This window comes from Paraclostridium tenue (genome assembly GCF_039521565.1).
In the GTDB taxonomy this organism is placed as follows: Bacteria; Bacillota; Clostridia; order Peptostreptococcales; family Peptostreptococcaceae; genus Paraclostridium; species Paraclostridium tenue.
Genome location: NZ_BAAACP010000016.1, coordinates 38,939 through 55,607 on the forward strand (window position 1 = coordinate 38,939; position 16,669 = coordinate 55,607).

18 protein-coding genes are annotated in these 16,669 nt (G+C 25.3%); 13 read left to right on the forward strand and 5 right to left on the reverse strand.

What is annotated here, in order from left to right:
* Positions 1-246: 246 nt before the first annotated feature.
* Both ABFX13_RS11910 and ABFX13_RS11915 read right to left on the reverse strand, forming a co-directional pair.
* Positions 247-699 (reverse strand): hypothetical protein, encoded by a 453-nt coding sequence (locus ABFX13_RS11910; RefSeq protein WP_346046290.1) that lies wholly within the window; start codon positions 697-699, stop codon positions 247-249.
* Between the two features lie 803 nt (positions 700-1,502).
* Complete coding sequence (locus ABFX13_RS11915; RefSeq protein ID WP_346046292.1) at positions 1,503-2,573, reverse strand: acyltransferase family protein; 1,071 nt, start codon at positions 2,571-2,573, stop codon at positions 1,503-1,505.
* A 222-nt stretch (positions 2,574-2,795) separates the two neighbouring features.
* On the opposite strand from ABFX13_RS11915, the gene ABFX13_RS11920 reads away from it, so the two are divergent.
* From ABFX13_RS11920 to ABFX13_RS11935, 4 genes are all read left to right on the forward strand, one after another.
* Entirely contained in the window at positions 2,796-2,990 is a 195-nt protein-coding gene (locus ABFX13_RS11920; protein WP_187005905.1) for a helix-turn-helix transcriptional regulator, read from the forward strand.
* Between the two features lie 18 nt (positions 2,991-3,008).
* Positions 3,009-3,488, forward strand: coding sequence for a DUF6773 family protein (locus tag ABFX13_RS11925; protein WP_346046322.1), 480 nt, complete (start codon positions 3,009-3,011; stop codon positions 3,486-3,488).
* Between the two features lie 91 nt (positions 3,489-3,579).
* Positions 3,580-4,146, forward strand: coding sequence for a GNAT family N-acetyltransferase (locus tag ABFX13_RS11930; protein WP_346046294.1), 567 nt, complete (start codon positions 3,580-3,582; stop codon positions 4,144-4,146).
* Between the two features lie 41 nt (positions 4,147-4,187).
* Complete coding sequence (locus ABFX13_RS11935; RefSeq protein ID WP_346046296.1) at positions 4,188-4,760, forward strand: GNAT family N-acetyltransferase; 573 nt, start codon at positions 4,188-4,190, stop codon at positions 4,758-4,760.
* 76 nt (positions 4,761-4,836) lie between these two features.
* Here ABFX13_RS11935 and ABFX13_RS11940 read toward each other — a convergent pair whose 3' ends face one another.
* Positions 4,837-5,538: a helix-turn-helix transcriptional regulator gene (locus ABFX13_RS11940; protein WP_346046298.1), complete on the reverse strand. Its 702-nt coding sequence runs from the start codon at positions 5,536-5,538 to the stop codon at positions 4,837-4,839.
* 156 nt (positions 5,539-5,694) lie between these two features.
* Between ABFX13_RS11940 and ABFX13_RS11945 the strand changes: the two genes are divergently transcribed.
* Genes ABFX13_RS11945 through ABFX13_RS11975 form a run of 7 tightly spaced genes read left to right on the forward strand, consistent with a single transcriptional unit; the run spans position 5,695 to position 12,116 of the window.
* Entirely contained in the window at positions 5,695-6,438 is a 744-nt protein-coding gene (locus ABFX13_RS11945; protein ID WP_346046300.1) for a nucleotide-binding protein, read from the forward strand.
* A gap of 43 nt (positions 6,439-6,481) precedes the next feature.
* Positions 6,482-7,372, forward strand: coding sequence for an ABC transporter substrate-binding protein (locus ABFX13_RS11950; RefSeq protein ID WP_346046301.1), 891 nt, complete (start codon positions 6,482-6,484; stop codon positions 7,370-7,372).
* 2 nt (positions 7,373-7,374) lie between these two features.
* Positions 7,375-8,358, forward strand: a complete 984-nt coding sequence (locus ABFX13_RS11955; protein ID WP_346046302.1) for a FecCD family ABC transporter permease — start codon at positions 7,375-7,377, stop codon at positions 8,356-8,358.
* Entirely contained in the window at positions 8,358-9,143 is a 786-nt protein-coding gene (locus ABFX13_RS11960; RefSeq protein ID WP_187005897.1) for an ABC transporter ATP-binding protein, read from the forward strand. Before ABFX13_RS11955 ends, ABFX13_RS11960 begins: the two co-directional genes overlap by 1 nt.
* Before the next feature lie 13 nt (positions 9,144-9,156).
* Positions 9,157-10,446, forward strand: coding sequence for a nitrogenase component 1 (locus tag ABFX13_RS11965; RefSeq protein ID WP_346046307.1), 1,290 nt, complete (start codon positions 9,157-9,159; stop codon positions 10,444-10,446).
* Positions 10,433-11,644, forward strand: coding sequence for a nitrogenase component 1 (locus ABFX13_RS11970; RefSeq protein WP_346046309.1), 1,212 nt, complete (start codon positions 10,433-10,435; stop codon positions 11,642-11,644). The genes ABFX13_RS11965 and ABFX13_RS11970 overlap by 14 nt, the downstream gene beginning before the upstream one ends.
* Positions 11,645-11,654: 10 nt before the next feature.
* Complete coding sequence (locus tag ABFX13_RS11975; RefSeq protein WP_346046311.1) at positions 11,655-12,116, forward strand: HugZ family pyridoxamine 5'-phosphate oxidase; 462 nt, start codon at positions 11,655-11,657, stop codon at positions 12,114-12,116.
* A 185-nt stretch (positions 12,117-12,301) separates the two neighbouring features.
* Here ABFX13_RS11975 and ABFX13_RS11980 read toward each other — a convergent pair whose 3' ends face one another.
* The gene (locus ABFX13_RS11980) at positions 12,302-13,252 is read right to left on the reverse strand and encodes a hypothetical protein (protein WP_346046313.1); all 951 of its coding nucleotides are present in this window, start codon (positions 13,250-13,252) and stop codon (positions 12,302-12,304) included.
* 271 nt (positions 13,253-13,523) lie between these two features.
* Here ABFX13_RS11980 and ABFX13_RS11985 point away from each other — a divergent pair, with 271 nt between their 5' ends.
* Both ABFX13_RS11985 and ABFX13_RS11990 read left to right on the forward strand, forming a co-directional pair.
* Complete coding sequence (locus ABFX13_RS11985; protein ID WP_346046315.1) at positions 13,524-14,111, forward strand: histidine phosphatase family protein; 588 nt, start codon at positions 13,524-13,526, stop codon at positions 14,109-14,111.
* 203 nt (positions 14,112-14,314) lie between these two features.
* Positions 14,315-15,052 carry an NAD-dependent protein deacylase gene (locus ABFX13_RS11990; RefSeq protein ID WP_346046317.1) on the forward strand — a complete coding sequence of 246 codons (738 nt, stop codon included), beginning with the start codon at positions 14,315-14,317 and terminating at the stop codon, positions 15,050-15,052.
* A gap of 125 nt (positions 15,053-15,177) precedes the next feature.
* Here ABFX13_RS11990 and ABFX13_RS11995 read toward each other — a convergent pair whose 3' ends face one another.
* Complete coding sequence (locus tag ABFX13_RS11995; RefSeq protein ID WP_346046319.1) at positions 15,178-16,479, reverse strand: VTT domain-containing protein; 1,302 nt, start codon at positions 16,477-16,479, stop codon at positions 15,178-15,180.
* Positions 16,480-16,669 lie beyond the last annotated feature (190 nt).

The window sequence follows — 16,669 nt, forward strand, 5'->3', positions numbered from 1 at the left end:
AGACTCCACTCCTAATGTATATTAAAATAGTTGATAAATCAACTATTTTAATATAAAAAAGATTAATTGATTTGTCAACTAATCTTTTTTTTACCCAATAATATTGCTATTAAAAAATATTAATTAAATTTTTTGTTATATACTGTTATAATTCCATATATAAGAATATTAGATACCTAGTAATTTGAGTAAATTTTAAAAATTATTAGGTGTTAATGGGCTAAAAAGGGAAGCTTGTAATTTTAATTAATTAGTATCATTTTCTTGTAACAAGTAATTAAAATTTAAATTTTCGATGCTATCTATATCTAATTTGTGGCTAAATTTATTTAGAAATATATCCTTTATTTCTTTAAATATTTTTTCTATACCGACAGTATTTAAATCTAGAGATGTCAATTCAAAATTTGAATTCCAATCACAACTACCTTTAGATCCAATTAAACCTTCTATAATACTTAATATTTCTTCCTTTTTAGAAGAATTTATTTTATTATTAGAAATAACTAATGTTTTTATAAAGTTTTCACTCCCAAAGTCATCTGCATCTTCTATACCTATAAGATATGGATAATCTTTTATTATACTTGGTCTTCTAAAATCTACTATTGCAAAATAAGCTATAGTTTCTTCATATATACTACTATTTACTCTAAAAATTTCTATGTTTTTTGTGTTTAACTCTCTATAAATATACATTTTTTCTCCTTATTACAATAAATTGTTTAAATCTGCTTTTAAATTTTATATGGAAGACCAACAATAAAAAGCATAATAATTACAGTTATTATAGTGAAAAAAATTCGGATAAATTTATTTTTAATTGTATAAGATGCAATATAAAAGTCTTTAAAGTTATCATAAATGATCCAACCTAATCCTATTACAATAAATAACAGTATGGATATTACATATAAAGTTTCAAACATATTCAATCTCCTTTTTGTATTTTATTATTATAATAACTTATTAGATAAATTATTTTTTCAAATGTTGGAGTTTTATTGCAGTTAATTTTTATTTTAAAACCTCCTTCAATTTTAATATTTATATTAAATTAAGAACTTTATTGAATACAATATATATGGATTAATATTAGTTAAAAAGGGAATAAAATAGTTATTTATTATTAAAAATCCTTAAATATTTTTTAAATAGCAAGATTTTTGATATATTAATAAAAATAATTAGAGGTGTAATTATTGAAAACTCGACAGTATAAAAAAGATGAATCAAGAATTATAGACAATGAAACTGAAAAACTTATGTATACGCCTTACTAATATTTCCGACACTAATCTATATGACATTTGCATGGTGTAAGTTTTTATACCAAAAATGAAGTAAAAGAGCTTAAACAAAAGCTATTGAATTAGTTAAATTTACAGTATATATAGTAACGAATAAAAAGAGTGTATCTATTGAAATTACTTTTGTTCATTAGATACACCATTTTTATAATCATTATGTTTTTTTAAATTTATTTTTTATACTTCAATTGATTAAATACTTATTTCAAATTCTTTTTCAGCTAGTTGAACAGACTTTTTATCTTTATTAAACAATATATTTTTTAAAAAAGTTTTTTCAATTATTTTATATACTATCATTGTGCATATTATAGTTAGTACTGCATTTATTAATACATATATTATTGAATTATAATTTCCTGTCGATTTTAATATAGAAGACATCTTTGTACATATTATTGGCTCGTGTAGTAAAAATATATAAAATGAATATTTACCTAAATATTTAAGCAATTTATTATTTACTAATTTTAAACTTAATAAATAATATGCAACTGCGCAAAATGGCCATAATAGATAAGTTTGTATCAATCCATATAACTTAGGAATTGGATTAATTGTTAACACAATAGCTGCTACTATATAAATACATATTATTTTAACATTCCATTTTTTAATTTTATCTTTTATATCATATTTACAAAAAATTACTCCCATTTCAAAGAATAAATAAAAATATACAAAATCAAAAGGATGCTTAAAAAAATTAAAATTATTTATACCTAACTTTCTTTGAGCATATATAACCGTAATTATAATTAAGACTCTTAACTTATCATTTTTAAATAATCTATATATGATTGGATAAGTTAACACTATAAATAGATACATTGGGATATACCATAAATGATAAGCAACATTGTAACCTATAAATATATTTATAAATTGTTTAGTTAAAAGTTTAAATGTAGCTATAATACTAATACTATTAAAATATTCTAGATTTAAAATAATATTTCTAACAAAAAATATAATACTGATTATTAGAAATGGCTTGATAACACTTTCTAATTTTTTTATAGCATAATTTTTATATTGTTCATCGATGTTGTTTAATGCATATTTATATCCTGCTATAAATATAAACATTTGAACTCCACCATGTATAAAATTATCTAATAGCCTTACTATAAATTTTGCATCTGTATATGCCTGTAAATTTAGAACATTTGAAAGATAGTAAGCATTGCTGTGAATAAGTACTACACATAAAATAGCTATTCCACTAAATACTTGTAGTTCTGGTAATTTTTGTTTACTCATATATTCTCCTCTATATTTTAAATTTTCCAATTTATTACTATACTACACTTCGTTAATATTTTCCACATTGTTAATAGAAGAATATACATACTGAAAATAAATTGAGCATTTAGAATTTGAAAATATTAGGTTTGAAATTAAAGTTTCAATTAATGCAATATATAGTTAACATTTTGAAATGTATATAATACATTATGTAATATAAGGAGGTCATTGATATATATGAAAAATAAAAAAATGAAAATGGCTCGTATTGAGTGTGATATGAAACAAGTGGATTTAGCAAAAGCTGTAGGTGTGACAAGGCAAACTATTGGATTAATTGAATCAGGAGATTACAATCCTACACTTAATCTTTGCATAGCAATATGTAAAGTACTTGGAAAAACATTAAATGATTTATTTTGGGAGGAATAAAAATGAAAAAAAAAGAAAATTCAAGATGAAAGAGTTTTATCACAAAAAAGAAAAATTGGAAATGATGCATTTCAAATAATTTCTTTAGGCTTGTTTTTATCAGTTTTAGTTCAACAATATATTTTTGATGCACCATTTTCACAATATGCAGTTGAGATGATTCTACTTATAACTGTTTCTTTGTATGTTATAGTACGTAATATAATGGTAGGAAATGATATTTTTGATTCTAATAAAGTAAATCAAAGGGTTGTTATTATAAATAGCATTATTTGCGGAATTATAATAACCATTGTAAATACTATTCTTAACTATATAAAATTTAGAGAAATATTTACAACTGATATTGTTAATTCAGTAGTTGTTTCATTAGTCACTTTTGTATGTGCATCTGTTGTATCATTTGTAGTTCTTCAGATATTATATGTTATAAATAAAAGAAAACAAATTCAAATTGAAATACAACTAGAAGATGACGATGAAAAAAAATTAGTGTAATATAGAAAAGAAAATAAGCTTATACTTTTGTATAAGAGATTGGAAGCGATTTTTATAGATTGTTAATTAAGAAATATACAAGGGGGATGCTATGAATCATAAAGGAACAAAAAGAATAGAAACTGAAAATTTAATTTTGAGAAAGTTTGAATTATCAGATGCAAAGGCTATGTATGAAAATTGGGCAAGTGATTCAGAGGTTACAAAGTTTTTAACTTGGAAACCAATTGATAGCATTGAAGTTTCAAAGCATGTTATAAAAAGCTGGATAGATGAATATGAAAATGAGAATTTTTACCAATGGGCTATTACATTAAAATCAAATGGGGATGACCCTATTGGATGTATAAGTATTGTACGCCAAGATGAAGAAATAGGAATGGTTCAGGTTGGTTATTGTATAGGAAAGAAATGGTGGAATCAAGGAATTACTTCAGAAGCACTAAAGGCGTTAATTAAATATTTTATAACTGAAGTTAAAGCAAATCGTATTGAAGCAAGACATGACCCCCTTAATTTAAACTCAGGAAAAGTAATGAAAAAATGTAAAATGAAATATGAAGGTACAATGAGAAAAGCAGATATAAATAATCAAGGAATTTGTGATTATTCTATGTATGCCTTACTTGCTGAAGATTATATTATAGAAGACTTTTAATTATAATTGTATATTAAGAGATATAAAAAGGGGGAGTTAGTATGTATTTAAAAAAACTAATAGGAAATAAAACCTATTTATCTCCGATTGATAAAAATGATTATCCAAAGTATACAAAGTGGATAAATGATATGGAAGTTAGTTTGGGGATGACTTTTGCAAATATGTTAATTGATGAAGAATCTGAAAAAAATGCATTAGAGAGATTAGCAAAAGAACAATTTAATTTTGCTATAATACTTAAAGAAAATGATGAAGTTATTGGAAATGTTGGATTTCCAAAATTAGATTATATTAATCGTACTGGAGAAGTAGGAATATTTATAGGGGATAAAAATTACTGGGGAAATGGATATGGTAAAGAAGCATTAGAATTGTTATTAGATTTTGGGTTTAACTTACTAAATTTAAATAACATATATCTTAGAGTATATTCGTTTAATACACAAGCAATAAGATGTTATAAAAAAATTGGATTTAAAGAAGCTGGAAAATTACGAGAAGCTAAAATTATTGGTGGTAATAAATATGATGAATTATATATGGATATATTAGCTAAAGAATTTAAATCTCCATATGTATTATCAATTTTAGAAAATAAAATTAATTCATAGAAAAAGGCACATTAATATTAATGTGCCTTTAATATATTTTAAAATAAAAATTTTATTTAAAAATAAATCTTATCTTTTATATAGCATGCCTGTATTCCTTAGGAGTCATACCATTATACTTTTTAAATATAGAAGAATAATAAGTATGATTATTATAACCTACTGATAATGCAACATCTAAAATAGAATCATTATTTTCAAGTAAATACTCCTTACTTTTTTCAACTCTAATTCTATTTAAAAAATCAGAAAATGTATAACCAGTTTCTTTTTTAAATACATGGCAAAAATAACTTTTATTCAAGTTAAGATACTCACAAACTGTATCTAATTTTATATCTGTATAATAGTTTCTATGTATAAAGTCTATTGCATCTTTTACATATGTGCTAAATTTTGATTTTTTAGAAAGCTTATCTTTTAGCATGTTCTCTAGCATTGAAGTTATATATTCTAAGCATGAATGGGGTTTATATGGAATATCAAATTCTTTAAAATCATTTTCAGTTTTAAATGGACCTACTATAAAATATCCATTTTTATTAGGATTATTTAATATAGGCATTATTATAAAATAAATATTATTTATATACTTAAGGTTAATATTAGATGTTAAATTTGGACTTATATCATTTAATACACCTAAGTTTTTACATAGTTTATAAAGATTATCAGAGTACCCCTTACTGTTTATTACTTTCAAATTGTTATCTAAAAGCTGTATAGGTATTTTTACACAAGCATAAAAATCACATAATATATTTTCAAAACCCTTCATTAATCAATCTCCTTTTAATACGAATATATTTATAAAATTCAATAATATAGTTAAAGAAATAAATTTCAATAGATTATAAAATGTAATTGTAAATGATAATTAATATCAAATAAAATAAACATAATAATATTATGAAAGAAATTGAGGGGAAAGTCAATGAGAAAAATAGCTATATACGGAAAAGGTGGTATAGGAAAATCAACTACTACATCAAATTTATCCGCAGCTTTATCGAATTTAGGATATAAGGTAATGCAAATAGGATGTGATCCTAAAGCAGATTCTACTAAAAACTTAATGAAAGGTGAATTTATACCTACAGTATTAGATGTAATGGATAAAAAAGGCGATGAAGTTAAGTTAGAAGATATAGTATTTGAAGGATATAATGGAGTGCTTTGTGTAGAAGCAGGAGGACCAACACCAGGAGTTGGATGTGCAGGTAGAGGAATAATAGCAGCTTTTGAAAAGTTAGAAGAATTAAATGCATTTGAAAATTATAAGCCAGACATAGTTATATATGATGTACTTGGAGATGTTGTATGCGGAGGATTTTCAATGCCTATAAGAAATGGATACGCTAAAGAAGTATATATAGTAACATCTGGAGAAATGATGTCTATGTATGCAGCAAGCAACATTTCAACTGCTGTAAATCAATTTAAAAACAGAGGATATGCATCTTTAAAAGGTCTTATATTAAATGCTAAAAACGTTGAAAATGAAATAGATTTAGTTGAGAATTTAGCAAATGAAATAGATAGTGAAGTATTCCATTATGTACCAAGAGAAAAAATGGTTCAAATTTCAGAAAATGATGGAAAGACAGTTATAGAAAAAGACAAAGATTGTGAAATGGCAAATGTTTACTTAGAATTAGCTAAAAAGATAGTTGGTTAAAAGCAAATAAAATAAAACAAAGTAATTACGGAGGGGAAATATTATGAAATTTAGAAAGTTAGCATCAGTTTTTATGGTATCGGCATTATTTTTAACGGGATGCCAAGCATCAAGTACAGGTCAAGATAAAGAAAGTAGTAAAGATAATAAAAAAGTTAGTGTTGTTTCGGCAACAGTATCTGGGGCTCAAGTTTTAGATAGATTAGATGCAAATGTTTTAGGCATTCCTACAACTAAAATGGATTTACCTGAAAAGTTTAAAGATTTGCCAAAGGTTGGGCAAGCAATGAGTCCAGATTTAGAAATAGTAGCATCATTAGAACCAGATGTGTTCGTTATGGATAATATGTTTAAAGAAAAAGTTGAAGAAAGTATGAAAAAGTATGATTTAAATACATTCTTCTTTGATACAAGTACATATACAAACTTTGTAAATAGTATAAAAAAATTGGGAACTGAAATTAATCAACCAGAAGAAGCTACAAAACTTATAAATGAATTAAAAGATGTAGAAAAAGAAGCGGTTAAAAATAAAAAAGGAGAAGCTCCTACAGTAGCGATAATATTTGGTGGAGGAGAAAACTTCATGTTAGCTACTGAAACATCTTACTTAGGGGATTTAGCTAAGACTGTTGGGGCTAAAAATATAACTAGTAACTTAGATACAAATGTGAAATCTCCATATATACAATTTAGTTTAGAGCAAATATTAGAACAAAACCCTGATTACATATTAAGATTTGCACATGGAGAAATAGAACAAACTAAAAAAGCTTTTGATACAGCTTTTGATAAAAACCCAGCATATAAAGAATTAGATGCTGTTAAAAACAACAAAGTAATAGATTTAGACCCAAGTATATTTAATGTATCTGCTAACTTACAAATTAAAGAAGCTATAAAAACTCTTGGAGAAACATTCTACGGTAAATAATTATGAAACTTAATAAAAAGTATTTAACAATAGGAATATCATTAATATTGCTACTTATCCTTTTAGTTTTACTAACTACTGTTGGGAGTGTTAACTTAAGCTTTGGTGAGATTATTAGTGCACTTATTAATGATGATAATAAAATGGTAACTACCATAGTTTATAAAATGAGATTACCAAGAAATATACTGGCTGTATTAGTTGGAGCTAATTTAGCTGTAAGTGGAGTTTTACTTCAGTCAGTTATGAAAAATCCATTGGCAGACCCTGGGATAACTGGGGTTTCCACTGGAGCTAGTGTTGCAGCAATTATTATATTACTAGTTGCACCACAATTTACAAACATATTACCAATAGCAGCTTTCATAGGAGGGGCTATAGCGTGTATGTTGGTATTTGTAATGGCTTATAAAAATGGATTAAAACCAGGTAGGATAGTTCTAGCAGGGGTAGCTATAAACACTATATTAGGTGGGGTAATTTCTTATTTATCAACTATGTATAGTGACAGAATCCAAAGTGCTATGCTTTGGTTAAATGGTAGTTTGGCTACTAAAACTTGGGCAGATGTTGAAATGTTATTTATATATTCAGTAATAGGACTTATAGTATCACTACTTCTTATAAGAAGTGCAAATGTATTGCAACTAGGTGATGATGCAGCTACAAACCTAGGATTTAATGTCAATTTAACAAGACTGTTAATATCGGTAGTTGCAGTGTTTTTAGCGGCAACTTCAACAGCAGTAGTTGGAGTGATAAGCTTTGTAGGGCTTATAGTACCACACATATCAAGAATGATAATGGGAAGTGACCATAAATTTACTATATCTTTTAGTATTATTTTAGGAAGTATGGTACTTTTAGTTGCAGATACTCTAGGAAGAACTATAGGAGGAGCAGTAGAAATACCAGTTGGTGTAATAATGTCTATAGTTGGAGGACCATTCTTTTTATATTTATTAAGAAAGAGAGGTAACTTTTAATGATTAGCTGTGAAAATTTAAAAGTTGGATATGAAGAAAGAGTAATAATTGATAACTTAAGTTTAAGCATTAAAAAAGGTGAAGTAGTGTCTATAATAGGACCTAATGGATGTGGAAAATCTACACTACTTAAAAGTTTATCTAGGATGATAAAACCAATAAGTGGTGATATATATATACAAAATGAAAATATAAAAAGTTTAAAAAGTAAAACTATATCTCAAAAGGTGTGTTTATTATCTCAGCATAATGATGCACCTGGAGATTTAACTGTTGAAGAATTAGTTTACTTTGGAAGAATACCTCATAAAAAGTGGTATGAAAGTAAAAGTAAATCTGATGAAGAATTAGTTAATTGGGCAATAGAAAATACAGGATTAACAAGATATAAAAACACTCCTATAAGTTCATTATCAGGAGGAGAAAGACAAAGGGCATATATTGCTCAAGCTCTTTGTCAAAAACCAGATGTTCTTTTATTAGATGAGCCAACTACTTATTTAGATATATCTTATCAATTAGAACTTATGGAATTAGTAAGAGAAATAAACGAAAAGCTTAACATAACAATAGTTATGGTACTTCATGAATTAAATCAAGCAAGTAAATATAGTGATAGGCTAGTTATTATGAAAAGTGGGGAGATTGTCTCTGATGGATGTCCAAAAGAGATAATAAATAAAGAAACTATTAAAAAGGTATATAACATAGATTGTGATATAGATAATGATCCAATTTCTAATAAACCAAGAATACATCCAATTCAAACTATAAAGATAGCCTAAGAAAGGAACAAATATGTATAGTTTAGACGTTTTAAATAAATTAGATGAAATAAATGATGATAAAGATATAAAGTCTTTATCACATGCGATATTTCCTGGGACACATTGTCCATTATTTGGGGTAGCACTTACAGCCAGTTATATAAAAAATATGCCACTAGTAGTTGTTGGAACTAGCGAGTGTACATATTATACTAAAAACTTTGCATATCACAGACAAAAAGGAAAAGATAGTGTATATTCAATATCACTTAAAGAAAAAGATGTAGTATTTGGAGCTCAGAAAAAAGTTGAAAAAGCTATAAAACAAATCATAGAAATAGAAAATCCAGATGCAATAATGATAGTTACAACTTGTGTTCCAGAACTTATAGGAGAAGATTATTCATCGATTGAATATAGCTTAAGTGAAGAAGTTGATATACCAATATTTGTAGTAAACACAGAGCATTTTAAATGTAATTCACATATACCAGGAATGACTAGAGCTTTAAAATCTTTAGGTATTGCTATGAGTAAATCAGAAACTCAAGAAGGGGTAAACATATTAGGTCATAGACAAGCAGAAGTTGAAAAAACTGAACTTGTAAAAATACTTAAAGATAACAATATAAAAATAAATACTGTTATACCATCTAAGTGTGATATAGAGGATATAAAAAATGCTTCAAGTGCAAAGCTAAATATTGTAACAGATATGATAGCACTAGATTTGGCTAAGTATATGAAACAAAAATTTGGTATAGATTATATATACTTTGATAAACACATGAACAAAGAAATAATATTTAAAAACTATGAAAAACTAGGTGAAATATTAGGTATAAATTTAAATGAAAAGCTAACTGAAGAAAGAAAAATGTATGATGAACTTTTCTTAAGTTTAAGCGAAATATTAAAAGATAAGAAGCTAATATATGGAAATACTCCAATGATGGCTTTTGAAACTGTAGACTTTTTAAGTGATTTAGGAACAATTCCTTTATTTATTCAAGTTAGAGAATTATATGAACAAGATAAAGTCTTTAAAGAAAACTTAATTAAAAAAGGTTATAACCCATATATAAGTAGGATAGCTAATATTGCTCCACTTAGACATTTATATGATACTATTGGAGCTGATTTATATATAGGCCATGAAAATCCTATGCTACTTAAAGAAAAAGGGCTTATGCAAATAACTCTTGATTCACATGCACAAAAAATTGGATATGAGCTACCAATAGGTATGATGAAAGATTTAATAAAATTATTTGAAATGAAAAACAGCAATAGGGGAGGGATGATGCATGGAAGTTTATAAGTATTTTCCTGTGGCAAATGATAGAATGGGTATAATTTGGACATTATCTTCTATAAAAGATGCTTGTGTTATAGAGTTTGGACCAGCTGGAACAACTCATTATGCAGTAGAAGGTATAGGAAGTTTAAATGGGGAAGATGAAGCAAAAATTTATTCTACTCATATGAACCAAAGTGATGTTACTTTTGGAAAATATGAAAGACTTGAAAAAGCAATATTAGAAATTGATGAAAATATTTCACCTAAATACATATTTGTTATGGCATCATCTATATCATCAATTATTGGAGCTGACATAATAAGTGTATGTGAAACTTTAAAAAATTCAACAAATGCAAAGTTAATACCAATAACTACAGGTGGATTAAAAGATGATTACAATGTAGGGGTAGAGTATGCATTAGAGATGTTAGTTAGTGAAATTGTAAAGGAAAATTCTAAGGATATAAATAAATATAATATATTAGGATCTAATATTGATAAGTATAATTACTTATCTGATACAAAAGAGATAGAAAGAATTATGAAAGATTTATTTGATAAAGAATTAAATACAACTTTTACAGCTAATACAAGTATAGAAGAAATTGAAGAAGCTTTAAAAGCATCATTAAATATAGTAATTAGAAAAGAAGCTTTAAAAGCTGCTGAGTATATGAAAGAAAAATATAACATTCCTTATGTGTATAAGAATATATATGGATTAAAAAATACTATTAAATTTATAGAAGCTGTTAAACAAATTGATGGATATGAATTAAATGAAGAAAAGTACAATGAAGAAATAAATTTTGTTAAGAAAAATATGTTTGGAATAAAAAGAAAGTTTTATTTCTATGAAGAAACTAAAGACTGTGCTGTGTTTGGTGATTATGACACAGTTATAGGAATTAGTGATATGTTAAGTGAATTAGGATTTAATATTGATAGAAAAGAAATCCTTTATAAAACTAATTGTGAAGATGAAGATATTTTAATAAGTACTTCAGAATTAGAAAGAATGAAGTATTTAAAAGATAAAGAATTGTTAATGCTTTTAGGTGATGGACCAAGTTTGGATATGGTTCATAATTCAAAACTAGATTTACAAGTTAGTAATCCAAATTTAGAAAAGATAAATATATATCCATATACTCCTTTTGTTGGGTTTAGAGGATGTTTATATATGATGGAAAAGATTTTAAATATAAAAGCTTAGGAGAGATAATATGCAAAATTTATTAAATACACAAAAGAGTTTAATGATAAGTTCATTAAGTAAAGATAATCAACCAGAAATAAGTTATGCTCCTTTTGTTATGAAGGATAAGGAAATATATATTTATATAAGTAAAGCAGCAAATCATTATTATAATTTAATTGATAACAAGAATTGTTCAGTTATGGTTATAGAAGATGAAAGTGAATGTAAGACTGTATTTGCAAGACAAAGAGTAAGTTTTAATTGCGAAGCAAGTATTTTAAAAGAAGATGTTGAAAATATTTTTGAAGAGTTTGAGAAGGTTCATGGATCTTCGATGATGATGGTTTTAAAGAATTTAGATTTTGATATTTTTAAGTTAGATATAAAAAAAGGAAGACTTGTTAAAGGCTTTGGGCAAGCTTTTGATATTTTAGTTAATGATGGTGAGTTTGAGCTAAACCAAGTTATGGGAATGGGTCATAAGTAGGGCTTTGGGTAGCAGTATGATTATAGCACCTTCCTTCACTGTAAAGCCTGATAAGGCATAGGCTTTAACGTTTCGTCAGGTTGCTATAATCATACTTATAACTCCTTCGCCAGGTGGAATAAAAAAGAGGGTATCGCGAAATGCGATATCCTCTTTATGATTAATAATGATTTTTTTAGAAAAATTTAATTATATTCATTTAAAAAATCTATAAATAGTTTCTTCATATCTTCAAGATTTTCACTATCTGTATTTATGATATGACCTGTTTTACCATAAGTTAAATTGTACTCTTGTTTATAATAATCTTGAATATCCCAACCTGTATCTTTTGCATCTTTAGTTTTTGTAGTTATAATGTCATGAACAGTTTTTCTATTTTTGCTATCACTTAGATAAATGTTATTTATTTTTTCATCTTTATTAAATACTACAGTAATAGATTCATAGTCATTAATTTTTATTTCAAATGTAGCTCTATCCGTATCATATGGATTTTCTAATTTTTTAAAACCTGAATTAAATTTAACCAAATCATTAATTGTAAAGTTATCTTTAGATTCAATTGTTTTAAGTAAATTTAAATAAATTGTATATGCATTACCATTAGATTGGTCTAATTTAAGTATTTTAGAGATTTTGTCTAAATCGTTAGTTGACTCAGTAGTAATTTCTAATGAAACAGCTTGTTTATTAGAGGAAATATTTAAGTTAGATAATGTAATTGAATTTATATTAGGATTTTTAATATTAATTTTGTATTCAATATTTTGAGCATAATAAGATTTTTTTCCATTTATTTTATTGTAATAAACTTTTATCTGTTCATTATTTTTCTCATATATATCAACCATATTATTAAAGTCTAATTCTTCAGTTTTTACTAATTCTAAATTTTTAATTTTACTTCTAAGTTTTTCTATAGATATATTATTATCCATAAATTCAATTAAATCAAAAAAAGTATTTTGAAATTCACTTAATTTATAATTATTTAAAGATATACTTTCAGTTGTAAGTGCATAGGATGTAGTATTTGGATATATAAAAGGGGATAATGCCCCAAGTGTTAATACGCCTATAGTTGTGCATATTAATTTTTTACCTGTAGTTTTTTTTATAAGTTTTAAACTCATTAATTTAGCCTCCATATATTTTTAATTGTTTTAATCGCATTTTAAATGTGAGATGATTTTTGATATGTTATAAAGTTTATTTAAAAATATTCATTTATTGGTTGTTTGTATATTTCTTCATATTAACTTTAAAACCTTTAATTATGAATAAGTTAATTGAAATTTATTTTTTAATAAATTTATAAAAATTAACTTTAATTAACTATTTTCGAGGTGTTTTTTATAAAAATTTAATATTAATATGGTATTTTTAAAGAATGGAGGGGATAAAATGAATAGAATATATTTTGTTAGACATGCTAAACCAGACTTTTCGGTACATGATGATTTAACTAGACCTTTGACAAAGGAAGGGGTTATTAGTAGTAAAAAGATTTGTGAATTTTTAGAGGGAAAAAATATAAATAGAATATATTCAAGTCCATACAAAAGAGCTATAGATACAATAAAAGAACTTTCACAAACACTTAATATGGAAATAGAGATAATAAATGATTTTAGAGAAAGAAAAATAAGTAATGTTTGGATAGAGGATTTTAATAGTTTTTCAAAAAATCAGTGGGATAATTTTGAATATAAATTAAATGGTGGAGAAAGTTTAAAAGAGGTACAAGATAGAAATATAAAAGCATTGTATAAAATACTTAATGAAAATAGTAATAAAAATATAGTTATAGGAACACATGGAACTGCATTAAGCACCATAATTAATTATTATGATGATAATTTTGATTACTTATCATTTACTAAAATTAAGGATATAATGCCATTTGTTGTATGTATGGAGTTTGATGGAAATAAAGTTTTAAATATAAAGTATATTTTAGATAGTAATGAAAGTGAGTTAAGTAATAATTGAAAAAAAGCTGTTAGATTTACAAATAATAAAGAATTGTTATTTTAATATCTCATTTGAGATATTAAATCGAAAACTCATAATTTAAATATAAACAATTTTCTGCTTGAAAAATCCGTAATTATCTTCTATTTTAGATAGATTTAATTTTTTGTATATTTATGAGATAATATAAAAATAGAAATAATAATTTTGGAGATGATAACATGAATTCTAAAATAGAAGAACTAGTTAAAATAATTAATGAAAGCAACAATATTGTTTTCTTCGGTGGAGCAGGAACTTCTACAGAATCAGGTATTCCAGACTTTAGAAGTTCTAATGGATTGTTCAATGAAAAAATAAACAAAAAATTTACACCTGAACAATTAGTTTCTCATTCTTTTTATGTAAAGTATCCCGAGGAATTTTTTAGTTTTTATAAAGACAAGCTTATATACAAAGATGCAAAACCTAACAATGCACATATAGCACTTGCAGAGCTTGAAAAAAGAGGGAAATTAAAAGCTACAATTACTCAAAACATAGATGGACTTCATCAAATGGCAGGAAGTAAAAATGTTTTTGAATTACATGGATCTGTTCATAGAAATTACTGCGAAAACTGTGGGAAATTTTATGACTTAGATGGTATGCTTAATTTAGAGGGAACTATACCTCATTGTGAAGAATGTGGTTCTATTGTAAAACCAGATGTAGTTTTGTACGAAGAAGCTTTAGATGATAAGGTTATTAAGAAGGCTGTATCGGCTATAAGTAGTGCTGATTTATTGATAATCGGTGGTACTTCATTAGTTGTTTATCCTGCTGCTGGATTTATTAATTACTTTAAAGGTAAAAATATTGTTGTAATAAATAGAGATGACATAAATATTAATAAAAGTAATACTTTAGTAATAAATGAATCAATAGGCGAAGTGCTTAAGGAAGCTATCTTAGACTAAATTATTTTAAATAGTGTTAAATTTATACACTATTATAGCAATAAAAAGATGACTAAATTAGCCATCTTTTTATTAGCTGAATATTTAATACCTTCTCTTTAGCAAATCTAAATTTTTTGACTTTTTCACATACTTTTCATAGATTCTATTTTTGGAATTTCAATAGATAGCTGTAAAACAACTATATTAAATATTACCCATAGTGTTGCAAATAAATAACCAGCTATTACACCACTTGGATTTTGGATGTTTAAAGAAATATCAAATATTCCCATAGCTAAACAAATTAATATAGAAATAAATACAGATATATTTTTAATAATTAATCTTTTGTTGTATTTAATTATAAAGTACAATATTGTTCCAACTAATGTTGATATAAAAAATATATCTTCACTAGGGAAACTATACTTAATAAACTCACGGATTGTAACATTTAAGTTATTAAATTCAAAAGTTTTATTTATTAACTCTATTATAACTGTACCACCTAATACAGTTATAAGCACAAAACCTATATTTTTATATTTATTTTCTCTCTTAAATAATATCCAAACTATTAAAAATACTATTGTAAAAATACCTATGTCTATAAAAGAAATAAATTTAAATATATCTATATTTTTAATTATCTCTTTTGAAAAAATAGCTTTAATAATTATTGTTGTAACTTTATCAAATAAATCTAGTTTATGGTTCATAAAATTGTTTATTAGTTCAAATCCTTTTACAAGAAGGTATGTATATCCAATTGCTACAAGAATTAATATCAATTTTAATTTACCAAGAGAATTATAAAGTATGAAAATACTACTTATTTTCTTATAGATAAATTCACTTATATTGATATTGTACTTTTTATATAAATATACAATAGTAGCTATAATCCCTATAATGATTACTCCTAAAACTAAATATTTTGATGCATATGTATGAAGCAATTTATAGTTATGACCCAAAGCTTTACCTAGAGATATAAATGTTAAAGTCCATATTAAAGCTCCTAAATATGCATGTAATGCAAATTTTTTATATTTTAAGTTTGTTATTCCAGATACATAACCTGTAATGTGTCTAAGACCAGGTATGAAAAAAGCAATTATTAATAATTTATTGCCATATTTATCAAACCAATTAGTTGCTTTTTTAATATGTTTTGAGTGTATATGAACGTATTTTCCATATTTGGTTACAAGCTCTATATCTAAAAACTTTCCTATTAAATATGAAGTAGTAATCCCACATATTGTTCCAACGCTTGCAAATAATATGCTTGTTGGATAATTTAATTTTCCTTGAAAAGCTAAAAACCCACAGTAACTCATTAGTAATTCACCTGGCAAAGGGAGTGCCATCAATTCTAAGTATAATGCTACAAAAATAATAATATATCCATAATCATTTAATAGTTGTGTTAAGCTATGCATGTTTATTACTCCTTAATATAAATCTTTGGTTATTTGTCGTATATAGTAGGTTATACCCTTATATTAAAGTATAAAAGAGGGTATAGTGAAATAAAGTGGACCCTTTGTCAAGGACACTAGAAAAAGAGAGTTATTAAAAAACTGATAAAAGCTGATTTCTGTATTGTACAGGAGTTAGCTTTTTTAAATT

What these genes read in the sequence shown, in the direction of transcription:
- ABFX13_RS11965 (WP_346046307.1), top strand. Translation starts at nt 9,157, where the DNA reads ATGTATAGTTTAGACGTTTTAAATAAATTAGATGAAATAAATGATGAT.
- ABFX13_RS11980 (WP_346046313.1), bottom strand. Translation starts at nt 13,252, where the DNA reads ATGAGTTTAAAACTTATAAAAAAAACTACAGGTAAAAAATTAATATGC.
- ABFX13_RS11920 (WP_187005905.1), top strand. Translation starts at nt 2,796, where the DNA reads ATGAAAAATAAAAAAATGAAAATGGCTCGTATTGAGTGTGATATGAAA.
- ABFX13_RS11950 (WP_346046301.1), top strand. Translation starts at nt 6,482, where the DNA reads ATGAAATTTAGAAAGTTAGCATCAGTTTTTATGGTATCGGCATTATTT.
- ABFX13_RS11990 (WP_346046317.1), top strand. Translation starts at nt 14,315, where the DNA reads ATGAATTCTAAAATAGAAGAACTAGTTAAAATAATTAATGAAAGCAAC.
- ABFX13_RS11985 (WP_346046315.1), top strand. Translation starts at nt 13,524, where the DNA reads ATGAATAGAATATATTTTGTTAGACATGCTAAACCAGACTTTTCGGTA.
- ABFX13_RS11970 (WP_346046309.1), top strand. Translation starts at nt 10,433, where the DNA reads ATGGAAGTTTATAAGTATTTTCCTGTGGCAAATGATAGAATGGGTATA.
- ABFX13_RS11930 (WP_346046294.1), top strand. Translation starts at nt 3,580, where the DNA reads ATGAATCATAAAGGAACAAAAAGAATAGAAACTGAAAATTTAATTTTG.
- ABFX13_RS11995 (WP_346046319.1), bottom strand. Translation starts at nt 16,479, where the DNA reads ATGCATAGCTTAACACAACTATTAAATGATTATGGATATATTATTATT.
- ABFX13_RS11910 (WP_346046290.1), bottom strand. Translation starts at nt 699, where the DNA reads ATGTATATTTATAGAGAGTTAAACACAAAAAACATAGAAATTTTTAGA.
- ABFX13_RS11960 (WP_187005897.1), top strand. Translation starts at nt 8,358, where the DNA reads ATGATTAGCTGTGAAAATTTAAAAGTTGGATATGAAGAAAGAGTAATA.
- ABFX13_RS11955 (WP_346046302.1), top strand. Translation starts at nt 7,375, where the DNA reads ATGAAACTTAATAAAAAGTATTTAACAATAGGAATATCATTAATATTG.
- ABFX13_RS11940 (WP_346046298.1), bottom strand. Translation starts at nt 5,538, where the DNA reads ATGAAGGGTTTTGAAAATATATTATGTGATTTTTATGCTTGTGTAAAA.
- ABFX13_RS11945 (WP_346046300.1), top strand. Translation starts at nt 5,695, where the DNA reads ATGAGAAAAATAGCTATATACGGAAAAGGTGGTATAGGAAAATCAACT.
- ABFX13_RS11915 (WP_346046292.1), bottom strand. Translation starts at nt 2,573, where the DNA reads ATGAGTAAACAAAAATTACCAGAACTACAAGTATTTAGTGGAATAGCT.
- ABFX13_RS11975 (WP_346046311.1), top strand. Translation starts at nt 11,655, where the DNA reads ATGCAAAATTTATTAAATACACAAAAGAGTTTAATGATAAGTTCATTA.
- ABFX13_RS11935 (WP_346046296.1), top strand. Translation starts at nt 4,188, where the DNA reads ATGTATTTAAAAAAACTAATAGGAAATAAAACCTATTTATCTCCGATT.